The organism is Mesosutterella porci, from assembly GCF_022134585.1.
In the GTDB taxonomy this organism is placed as follows: Bacteria; Pseudomonadota; Gammaproteobacteria; order Burkholderiales; family Burkholderiaceae_F; genus Mesosutterella; species Mesosutterella porci.
This window is the reverse complement of the sequence record NZ_JAKNCT010000019.1, coordinates 1-7,219: the sequence shown is the minus strand read 5'-3', so window position 1 is coordinate 7,219 and position 7,219 is coordinate 1. Positions and strand designations below refer to the sequence as shown.

The following is a 7,219-nucleotide window of genomic DNA, read 5'->3' as shown; positions in this document are numbered from 1 at the left end:
TCCGAAAGCCATTCGGTTCGTGCCGCGGAAGAAGAAGTCCCGCGGACAGGAACCAAAGCCTTTGCCTGACGGCCATAGCAGGGCGGCCCCACTCCTTCCCATTCCGAACAGGACAGTGAAACGCCTTCGCGCCGATGATAGTCAGTTGTATTTCTGGTGAAAGTAGGTCACCGTCAGGCTTCTCCATCAAGCCCCTCCGAACATCCGTCCGGAGGGGCTTTTCCTTACCGCGTCCGCGAAGCGCGCGGCTTCCGCTCCTGAAAGTCCATTCAGGCGATTCTTATTTCAGATTTACCCTTTCCCGGCAGCTTTCCGCTTCTTCGCATGTCAAAACAGCTAACATAGATCAATGCGCCTGCGCAACAGTCCTTACGGTCAGGTTTCTTTGTATGTCAAAAGATTTGTTTGGTGAAATTGAACCACAGGTAAAAGCCGGCTCCGGGCATTCAAGTTCGTCCGCACATTCGTCCACGCAGTCGCCTCTGGCGGAAAGAATGAGACCGGATTCTGTGGCCGAGATAGTAGGTCAGAAGCACCTGCTTGGACCGGGGATGCCTCTGCGCGTTGCGTTGGAAAGCGGGCACCCCCACTCCATGATCCTGTGGGGGCCCCCCGGTGTTGGAAAGACCACTATTGCAAGGCTCATGGCCAAGGCATTCAATCTGCCTTTCATTGCGATTTCAGCCGTTTTATCCGGAGTAAAGGAAATAAGGGAAACAGTTGAAGCCGCCAGAGCCCATCAGTCGATGACGGGAGAGCCTACGGTAGTCTTCGTCGATGAGGTTCATCGCTTCAATAAGGCCCAGCAGGATGCCTTCCTGCCTCATGTGGAATCGGGCCTGTTTATCTTCATCGGTGCAACAACCGAGAATCCTTCCTTTGAGGTTAACAGCGCTCTGCTGTCGCGCTCGACTGTCTATACGCTAGAGGCTCTTCGTCCCGAAGATTGTCTGGAGTTGCTGGAGCGGGCCCGCGCCAGGTTTTATCAGGATTTAACCATCACCCAGGAGGCCCGTGAGCTTTATGTGGATCTTGCCGACGGAGACGCCCGCCGGCTGCTGAATGCTCTTGAAGTTTCCGCCGAAATGGCTCAGACCCGCCATTTGACGGAAATAGACCGTTCGTTCCTCCAGAAGGCCGTTCCGGCGGCCCAGCGCCGTTTCGACAAGGGTGGTGAGGCTTTCTACGATCAGATCAGCGCGCTGCACAAATCAGTTCGCGGCTCTGATCCCGATGCGGCCCTTTACTGGCTTTGCCGTATGCTCGACGGGGGGTGCGACCCGCGCTATATAGCCCGCCGCGTCATGCGCATGGCCGTGGAAGATGTGGGTCTGGCGGATCCTCGGGGAACACAGCTTGCCCTTGAAGCTGCAGAAATCTATGAACGACTTGGTTCTCCGGAAGGAGAGCTCGCGATCGCACAGGCCGTTATCTATCTCGCGGCCGCACCGAAAAGCAATTCGGTCGAGGTTGCTTACAACGCAGTCCGTGCCTTGATCAAGAAAGACAGAAGCCGCCCGGTTCCACTTTATTTGAGGAATGCGCCGACAAAATTGATGGCCGAGCTCGGCTACAACGATGGTTATCGTTATGCCCATGATGAGCCGGGCGCTTTCGCCGCCGGAGAAATTTATCTGCCAGAAGGACTAGAAGGCAGGCGCTGGTATAAACCGAATCCGAGAGGGCTGGAGATCAAGATCGCCGAGAAACTTGCGAGGCTCGATGCGCTTAACAAACAGGCTTGGGAACAGGGCAAGGGGCGAAAACGCTGAACTTGATCATTAAGTTATCCTGTTGCAAAATTAACTATCTGCGCAGCGGCAGACGTCGTGGGGGCATCTCTGCATTCGGCCATCAGCTGGAGCGAAGCGGTGGCGGCAGGGATCCTGCTGCAGCAGGTTCGCTTTTTATTTGTTTCTCTAAAGGATTTTTTGTAATGCTCGACATCAATCTTCTGCGCAAGCAGTTGCCTGAAGTCATTGCACGCCTGAAGACGCGTAATTTTGATTTCCCTGAAAAAGAATTTCTGGCTTTGGAAGCTGACCGCAAGCAGGTTCAGTCCGAAACGGAGGAGCTGCAGAGCCGCCGGAATTCTTTGTCAAAAAAAATCGGCATTGCTAAAAAATCCGGTGCTCCCTGCGAGGACCTGATGGCTGAGGCCGCCTCGGTTCCTAAAAAGCTGGCTGAGCTGGAGGGACGGCTTTCAGATATTCGCAAGAAACTCGAAGCCCTGATGCTTCGCGTTCCCAACCTTCCGAATGAGGCATGCCCTATCGGACCCGACGACAGATCCAATGTGGAGCAGTGGCGGTGGGGGACTCCAAGAACTTTTGATTTCCCCATCAAAGACCACGTCGATGTGGCGGCTCCTCTTGGGATGGATTTCGACACGGCGGCCAAGCTCTCCGGTTCCCGCTTCTGCTTCATGCGAGGGGAAATCGCTCATCTGCACAGAGCTCTCGCCCAGTTCATGCTGGATCTCCACACCCGCAAGCACGGCTACACGGAGTGCTATACCCCGTATATCGTCAACGCCTCTACCATGCAGGGCACCGGCCAGCTTCCCAAGTTTGCCGAAGACCTCTACTCGGCCCGGATCGGAGGTTATGAGGAAGAAGGCGAGCATGAGCTCCAGTACCTGATTCCGACGGCGGAAGTCCCGCTCACGAATTCTGTCGCCGGGAAGGTTCTGAAGGAATCTGATCTTCCGATCAAGATTACGGCTCTTACCCCATGCTTCCGTTCCGAAGCGGGTTCCTACGGCCGCGATACGCGCGGTATGATTCGCCAGCATCAGTTTGCAAAGGTTGAGATGGTCCGCATTGTCCCGGCCGAGCATTCGTACGACCACCTTCACGAGATGGTCAAAAATGCCGAAGAAGTGCTGCAGCTCCTGGGCCTGCCGTACCGCGTCATCATGCTTTCTACGGGCGACATGGGCTTTTCTTCGGCTCAGACCTTTGACTTGGAGGTCTGGCTGCCGGCGCAGAACACCTACCGCGAAATTTCCTCCTGCTCCAACTGCCTTGACTTCCAGGCCCGCAGAATGGGCGCTCGATACAAGGGAAAGGACGGAAAGGTGCGTTACGTTCACACGCTCAATGGTTCGGGAGTCGCTGTGGGCCGCGCTCTGGTGGCAGTGATTGAAAATTATCAGAACGCTGACGGCTCGATTACGGTTCCCGAGGTCCTGCGTCCGTATATGGGCGGATTAGAAAAGATCGGCCCCGCGGCTTGATGGAGCAGGGAGCAGAGGCCTGAAGGATCTGAACGGCCCCCGGAAAGCTTGTCGCTTTCCGGGGGCTGTTTTTCCGCGCGCACCGTGCGTGCACAGACAGGCTTCTGCGTGCCGGCGCGCCGCTGGCGGAAAAGAAAAAAGAAAGGGCGGTGGGACAGTTGCCCGCCGCCTGTTCCTAGTTTTTCCCGGCTGCACCGGAACTATTTCAGTCAGGCCTTGGCCGCTTTCTTTGAAGCCTGCTTTTTAGGCGCAGCTTTCTTTGCCGGGGCCGCTTTCTTTACGGATGTTTTTGCAGCCGGAGCCTTTTCTGCCGTCTTGGGGGCAGCGGTTTTCTTCACTGCGGCTGGCACTTTTTTCACGGCAGCCTTTTTAGAGGCGGGGACATTCTGAGCAACTGCTTTTTTCGCAGCTGCCGGCTTAGAGGCCGGGGCGGATTTGGCGGCTGCCGCAGCTTTCTTCGGGGCTGAGGCCTTCTTTACGGCTGTTTTGGCGGCCGCAGTTTTTGGCGTTGCAGCCGAAGCTGCGGGGGCATGCTTGGCTACCGCTTTCTTAGCCGGAGCTTTTTTAGCAGGCTCGGCGCTCTTGGGGGCCGGAGCCTTCACGGCAGCCTGTTTGGCAGGAGCCTTTTTTTCGGCCTGAAGCCTGGCGGATGCCTCGTCGATTTTCTTTGCAGCCTTTCCGGCCATCTCTCCCGTCTTGGAAACAAACTCCTTGGCAACAGAAAGGAGTTCATCCAGCGCATTTTGCCGCAGGATCTTCAAGCCTTTCTTGTTATGGATTTCAATTGCTTCGATTGCTGATTTGAACTTGTCGTGGAAATACTGGGTATCTTTTTTTTCTGAAGCCATATTGATCTCTCCAAAAGACGGCTGAGCCTATTAAATAAGGTTTCAAAGGGCGTTATACGCGGGCAGCGTAAATTTCGTTTAGTTTAACTGAGTCATAAAGGATAGGCTAGTGCAGTGGCAGGATGTTATAAATTTTGCTAACATTCGTCTCTGCTGTCTTTTACGGAAGGGTGGCAGAGTGGTCGAATGCACCGGATTCGAAATCCGGCATACGGCTATACCGTATCGAGGGTTCGAATCCCTCCCCTTCCGCCATATTCGATCCCGGGCTCCTGTTCAGACTTCAGCTCGGGATTTTTTTATCTTCAGAATGAGCCAGGACAGCCGCGGGCTTGGCCGAAGGGCGCTGCGCTGCGTCCCGTCATTTAAAATGAATCCGCTTTTACGGAGTTTACAGCCCAGCACCGGGTGGCAGCCCGCGCGGTTGGGAAGACGATCCCTTGAGATCGACCGACCTCAGTGAAAAGGAGGAAAGCCCTGCATCCGTCAGAAAGGCGGCCGGGCGCCTGACCATGAAAAAACTAACGATTGCTGCAACGTTGGAAGCCCGCAAGGCATTTATATCTGAACGAACAATTGTGGATTTGAAATCCTCTGACCTGACGGAGTCCTCGGCGATCGTGATGACGGTTGCGGAAGCAGCCCGGGGGCTGATTTCACGGGTCAAGTCTTATTGCTTTGAAATTCCAGTTGTTCTCGTCAAGGACGACAATACGGAGTTTCCTCCCGATTTGCTGGGACAGGTCTCTCAGGTCATTGACAACAATCCGACCAATCAGATCTACAACGGCCGGCAGATTGACGCTGCGGCACAGCGCTATGAGGATTCGCTTCTGCCGCCTTTCTTCTCTGCGCTGGAGACTTATGTGGAGGAGGGCAAGAGCCAGTTCGACTGCCCGGGCCACCAGGGCGGGGCTTTCTTCCGGCGGCATCCGGCCGGACGGGAGTTCTATAACTTTTTCGGTGAGCACCTTTTCCGGGCCGACCTCTGCAATGCGGACGTTGCCATGGGTGATCTGCTCATTCATGAAGGAGCGCCGTTCGAGGCCCAGAGGCATGCGGCCAGGGTTTTTAATGCGGACAGCACTTATTTTGTCCTTGGCGGGACATCGGCTTCCAACCAGATTGTGCTTACGGCGCTCCTTGCCCCGGGAGATCTGGTGCTCTATGACAGCAACAACCATAAATCCGTTCAGCACGGAGCCTTGATCCAGGCTGGTGCTACGGCTGTTTATCTGGAAACGGCCCGCAACGCCTACGGCTTTATCGGCGGCATTGACAATCACTGCTTTGACGAGGCTTACATACGCAGAATCGCCGCCGAGGCCGATCCGGTTAAGGCGAAGCAGCCCCGGCCTTTCAGGCTTGCGGTGATACAGCTGGGAACGTATGACGGCACGATTGGCAACGCCCGGCAGATCGTGAGTCGCCTGGGACATTTGTGCGACTACATTCTTTTTGATTCGGCCTGGGTGGGCTATGAGCAGTTCATTCCCATGATGAAGGACTGCTCCCCGCTGCTGCTTCATCTGGGCCCCGACGATCCCGGCATTTTTGTGACTCAGTCTGTACACAAGCAGCTGGCCGGATTTTCCCAGACGTCCCAGATCCACAAGAAGGACGACCACATCCGCGGTCAGAAGCGCTACGTCTCGCACAAGCGGCTCAATTCCGCTTACATGATGCATGCGTCAACAAGTCCCTTTTATCCTCTTTACGCAGGGCTGGACGTGAACGCGAAAATGCATGAGGGGGAATCGGGGCGTCTGCTTTGGGCCGATTGTGTCAAGGTTGGCATCGATGCGAGGAAATACCTTCTGGCGACCTGCAAGTACGTCAGGCCTTTTATCCCTCCGGAGGTGGACGGCCATCCCTGGCAGTCCTATCCCACGGAGCTCATCGCCCGCGAGCTGCGGTTCTTCAAGTATGAGCCCGGAGCCAAGTGGCATGGCTTTGAGGACTATGGCAAAGACCAGTACTTCGTGGATCCCTGCAAATTCCTGCTCACCACGCCCGGCATCAATATAGAAAAGGGAACTTACGAGGAGTTCGGCGTCCCGGCCGGGATTCTTGCAGAATATCTGCGCGAAAACGGCATTATTCCCGAAAAGGCGGATCTCAACTCCATCCTCTTTCTGATGACTCCTGCCGAAGATCTGGCGAAGATGGAGAACCTTGTCAACAGAATTGCTCATTTCGAACGGCTGCTCGACCAGGACGCTCCCCTTTCTCGGGTGCTTCCCAGCCTGTATACACGGTACAAAGAGCGCTACAGCGGCTATACGATCAGGAAACTCTGCCAGGAGCTGCACGACTTCTACAGAGAGTATGACCTGAAGCAGCTGCAGAAGGCGATGTTCAGAAAAGATGAGCTTCCCAGACGGGCCATGCTTCCTCAGGCGGCCAACTACGAGCTGGTGAGGGGGAACGGCGAGCTTATCGCTCTGTCCAAGGCCACGGGACGGATCGCGCTGGAAGGCGCGCTGCCTTATCCTCCTGGAGTGATCACCTGCGTGCCCGGAGAGGTCTGGGAGGGGGTTGTGCTCGATTATTTCCTCGCCCTGGAAGAGCTAGTCAACCGCCTTCCCGGTTTTACGCCTGAGCTTCAGGGCGTGTACATTGAGCCGGGCGAGGGAGGACGCCGGCAGATTTTCGGTTACGTCCTTTCTGAGGACAGAGCGAAGGCGCTGGGACTGAAGATGGGCTGGGGGCGGGGCTCCCGGGACTGAGGATGAAGCAGGGCGCCGGCCTGGAAGTCTGGGGCGTCCTCAAATGCTGCGGAAAAAGCCTTTGGAAGGGTAATCCAAAGGCTTTTTCCGCCTCTGCTTTGAAAGTCAAAGATTGAAATGAACTGGTATGGATTTCTTGGACAGATGTAAAACGGAATTATTTTAGGCATCCGGCTTTTCAATTTCGCGAAAAAATTTCTGTCGTAATCAGCAGCATTCAAGACACCGTTTCCTGTTTCTCCTTCTGGCGCTGCTGCCGGTACTCTGACGGGGGGACGTTGCCGATCACTGAGCAAGGCCGGCGGTTGTTGTAAAAATCGATATAGAAGGCAATGCTGTCATTCTGTTCCTGGAAGCTCGGCTTCTCCCTGCTGAGCAGGGAGTTGTACAGGGATTCGACCTTA

At 55.4% G+C, this 7,219-nt stretch carries 5 protein-coding genes, 1 tRNA gene and 1 rRNA gene; 5 read left to right on the top strand and 2 right to left on the bottom strand.

The window, feature by feature from the left end:
- The first annotated feature begins 64 nt into the window (after nucleotides 1-64).
- The 3 genes from rrf to serS all read left to right on the top strand — a co-directional run bounded on the left by rrf (nucleotide 65) and on the right by serS (nucleotide 3,238).
- Nucleotides 65-179: ribosomal RNA gene (gene rrf / locus MAF45_RS11060) — 5S ribosomal RNA — on the top strand.
- Nucleotides 180-494: 315 nt separating this feature from the next.
- On the top strand, nucleotides 495-1,772 hold the full coding sequence (locus MAF45_RS11055) for a replication-associated recombination protein A (protein ID WP_237980686.1): 1,278 nt from the start codon (nucleotides 495-497) through the stop codon (nucleotides 1,770-1,772).
- A 164-nt stretch (nucleotides 1,773-1,936) separates the two neighbouring features.
- Nucleotides 1,937-3,238 (top strand): serine--tRNA ligase, encoded by a 1,302-nt coding sequence (gene serS / locus MAF45_RS11050; RefSeq protein ID WP_237980684.1) that lies wholly within the window; start codon nucleotides 1,937-1,939, stop codon nucleotides 3,236-3,238.
- Between the two features lie 209 nt (nucleotides 3,239-3,447).
- Here the strand turns inward: serS and MAF45_RS11045 are convergent, their stop codons facing one another.
- The gene (locus MAF45_RS11045; RefSeq protein WP_237980682.1) at nucleotides 3,448-4,086 is read right to left on the bottom strand and encodes a hypothetical protein; all 639 of its coding nucleotides are present in this window, start codon (nucleotides 4,084-4,086) and stop codon (nucleotides 3,448-3,450) included.
- 164 nt (nucleotides 4,087-4,250) lie between these two features.
- On the opposite strand from MAF45_RS11045, the gene MAF45_RS11040 reads away from it, so the two are divergent.
- Nucleotides 4,251-4,341 (top strand) — tRNA-Ser (locus MAF45_RS11040).
- Nucleotides 4,342-4,598: 257 nt separating this feature from the next.
- Entirely contained in the window at nucleotides 4,599-6,815 is a 2,217-nt protein-coding gene (gene speC / locus MAF45_RS11035; protein WP_237980680.1) for an ornithine decarboxylase, read from the top strand.
- 217 nt (nucleotides 6,816-7,032) lie between these two features.
- Here the strand turns inward: speC and MAF45_RS11030 are convergent.
- A partial coding sequence (locus MAF45_RS11030) for an IS3 family transposase (protein WP_237980679.1) occupies nucleotides 7,033-7,219 on the bottom strand: 187 nt, incomplete at its 5' end.